Origin of the sequence: Bacteroides timonensis, from assembly GCF_000513195.1 — a bacterium.
Lineage (GTDB): Bacteria > Bacteroidota > Bacteroidia > Bacteroidales > Bacteroidaceae > Bacteroides > Bacteroides timonensis.
In genome coordinates this window covers 1-2854 of sequence record NZ_CBVI010000143.1, presented here as the reverse complement: position 1 = coordinate 2854, position 2854 = coordinate 1, and the positions used below count along the sequence as shown (strand labels likewise).

Here is a 2854-nt window from a genome sequence, read left to right as displayed (position 1 = left end):
ATAGTTTCACGGCATGAAACAAAAAGAAGGTGCATTAAGAGTAATCCTAATGCACCTTCTTTCCTTTTCTTTTACTCTATGTAGAGATAATCGTAGTGTACTACTGGTTTCTTGCCATGCTTTCCCATTGCTTCCCTGGCCTGTGCGGAATCACAGTTTGCCTTACCCACACCGATGGGCTTACCTCCGAAGTCTACAATTCGCACAATGTCATCCTTTTCAAATTCGCCGATGACGTCGATGATGCCTACAGGTAGAATGCTGACTGCCTTATCCGAAAAAAGCAATTCCGTAGCACAGTAATTGATGTGCAACTCGCCTTTGGCAAACCCCTCACTGTGTGCAATCCATTTCTTTACACTGGATACAGGTTCGGTGGAAGGGACGAAACGAGTGTAAGCCAATTGGGAATTGAGGATTGAGGGCTGAGACTTTTCCTGCGGGCTGCCACATTCTTCATTCTTCATTCTTAATTCTTCATTCCTAAGGATATCGACAAGGATATTGTCCCGCTTGCCATTGGCAATGATAACTGTGATACCTTCATCAGCTACTTTACGGGCAATATTGGTTTTAGTTAGCATTCCGCCCCGGCCGAAGCTGGACTTGGAGGTCTGGATGTATGAAGAAAGGTCTTTTCCCTGACCGATTTCACGGATCACTTCAGAAGCTGGATCAGCTGGAGAACCGTTGTAAATTCCGTCAATGTTACTGAGAATAATCAAAGCCTGTGCATCCATCATGGAGGCTATCAGGCCGGACAACTCATCATTATCCGTAAACATCAGTTCGCTTACGGAAATCGTATCGTTTTCATTGACGATAGGAATCACTCCATTCTCTAACATCACCGTCATGCAGTTCTTCTGATTGAGATAGTGTCTGCGGGTGGCAAAATTCTCTTTCATAGTCAGCACTTGACCAACAGGAATACCATGTTCGCGAAAGAGTTCGTAATAACGGTTGATTAGTTTGGCTTGGCCTACGGCAGAGAAAAGCTGGCGCTGATCTACACTGTCCAACTTCTTGGCGGAGCGCACTTCGCTACGTCCGGAAGCTACGGCTCCGGACGACACAAGTATGACTTCTACTCCTGTCTTATGCAGTTCAGCTATCTGATCGACCAAAGCGGACATGCGTGTTACGTCCAGAGTGCCGTCACGGCGTGTCAAGACATTGCTGCCCACCTTTACAGCTATTCTCGAAAATTGTTGTTCCATGTGTTGTATATCGTTCTTATGTGGTTTCTGGAGGAAAGTGAAAGGATTATTCTTCGTCTTTTCCTTTATCACGTTCACGGATTATCTCCATGGCATCTTCATATGTTTCCTCGCTGACGAGAATGGTTACATCCGGTGCTATATAAGGTGCGATGGTGCTCATAAGCCCATCTTTGATAATAGTTGCTATACCATTGTTTTCGAGTAAACCCTTAACAAGTTCTGCTTCCCACGGTGATCCTTTGAACACTTCAACTGTGCGGCTATAGTCTGTTGATTTCATAATGGTAAGAATTAATAGATTTATATATTACAAAGATAATGCAAATCGAATGCATAACTTCCATGTTTACATGAAAAAATTATGCTGAGATGCAGTTTATCTTCTTCAAATATAACAAGTATTTCGGAGAAAAGATTTGTTTTAAGTAGATATTCAAAATTGTTTTGTACTATAAATGATAATTTAGCGGCGAAGCCGCTAAATTAAGTTACGAGCTACGAGCTACCAGTAACGAGTTGCTGCGCTGTACTCTCGTGGGCGAATAATAATTCGCCCGGCTATCACGCCGAAAGGTACTTGTCACTTGTAGCTTGTAGCTCGTTACTTATCGCGCAAAGCGCGATAAATTATCATTTAATTATGATACAGTACTTATCCTTAAATGTTTGGCAACTATAACTCTATTCGCTGCACGGTTACCGCTTCATTGAGAAAGGTAGATGCCGATTCGGTGAACTTCTCTTCTGCTTCCGTAGTGTAGTAGGTGCAATTTCCGCCTTTTGTACATTTGACATCCATTTCCGGGTGACGCTGTAAATAATCTTTCAGACTATCTGCTACTAACTCTCCTTGTGCTACGGTGGTAATGCCCTTGGGCATATGCTTCTCTATTTTAGGCAGCAGTATGGGATAATGGGTACATCCGAGAATGACCGTATCGATTTGTTCATCTTTTGACAGAAGTTCGTTGATGTATTTGCGTACAAAATAATCAGTTCCGTCTCCTTCCGCCTCATTGTTTTCTACGAGGGATACCCATAACGGACAGGCTTCACCCTCTACCTGGATATCCGGAAAAAGTTTATGTATTTCCAGCGGATAGGATTCCGACTTTATGGTTCCCGCAGTAGCCAGAATTCCTACATGGCGACTATGGGTAATATTCCCGATACATTCCACAGTAGGACGGATGACGCCCAGTACGCGACGTGCAGGATCCATTCCGGGAAGATCGTTCATTTGTATGCTGCGTAATGCCTTGGCGGATGCCGTATTGCATGCCAGGATAACGAGATGGCATCCCATTTCGAACAATCGGGTGACTGCTTGCAGTGTGAATTCATATACGATTTCGAAAGATCGTGTACCATAGGGAGTGCGTGCATTATCTCCTAAGTAAATATAGTCATATTGAGGCAGGGCCTCCCGTATCTTGCTTAGGATAGTCAGTCCGCCATATCCGGAGTCAAATACACCGATAGGGCCGGGGATAATGGGTAAATTTTGCTTCATAACAGAAAAACTTTGTACACGCTGCAAAGATAATGCAAATCGAATGCAGAACTTTCATGCTTGCATGAAAAAGTTATGCTGAGATGCCGCTTATCTTATTTAAAGATAGAAAAAGGCG

3 protein-coding genes are annotated in these 2854 nt (G+C 43.5%); all 3 read right to left on the bottom strand.

All coding sequences use genetic code 11. The annotated features are described in order from the left end of the window. Positions 1-71: 71 nt before the first annotated feature. The 3 genes from proB to murI all read right to left on the bottom strand — a co-directional run bounded on the left by proB (position 72) and on the right by murI (position 2736). Entirely contained in the window at positions 72-1220 is a 1149-nt protein-coding gene (gene proB, locus BN161_RS24795) for a glutamate 5-kinase (protein ID WP_044271375.1), read from the bottom strand. A 46-nt stretch (positions 1221-1266) separates the two neighbouring features. After that, positions 1267-1503, bottom strand: coding sequence for a DUF2007-related protein (locus BN161_RS24790; RefSeq protein WP_007210613.1), 237 nt, complete (start codon positions 1501-1503; stop codon positions 1267-1269). Positions 1504-1896: 393 nt separating this feature from the next. Further along, positions 1897-2736 carry a glutamate racemase gene (gene murI, locus BN161_RS24785; RefSeq protein ID WP_044271373.1) on the bottom strand — a complete coding sequence of 280 codons (840 nt, stop codon included), beginning with the start codon at positions 2734-2736 and terminating at the stop codon, positions 1897-1899. Positions 2737-2854 lie beyond the last annotated feature (118 nt).

Bases quoted from the DNA above. Each gene is read 5' to 3' on its own strand.
- murI (WP_044271373.1), bottom strand. From the start codon at position 2,736: ATGAAGCAAAATTTACCCATTATCCCCGGCCCTATCGGTGTATTTGAC.
- BN161_RS24790 (WP_007210613.1), bottom strand. From the start codon at position 1,503: ATGAAATCAACAGACTATAGCCGCACAGTTGAAGTGTTCAAAGGATCA.
- proB (WP_044271375.1), bottom strand. From the start codon at position 1,220: ATGGAACAACAATTTTCGAGAATAGCTGTAAAGGTGGGCAGCAATGTC.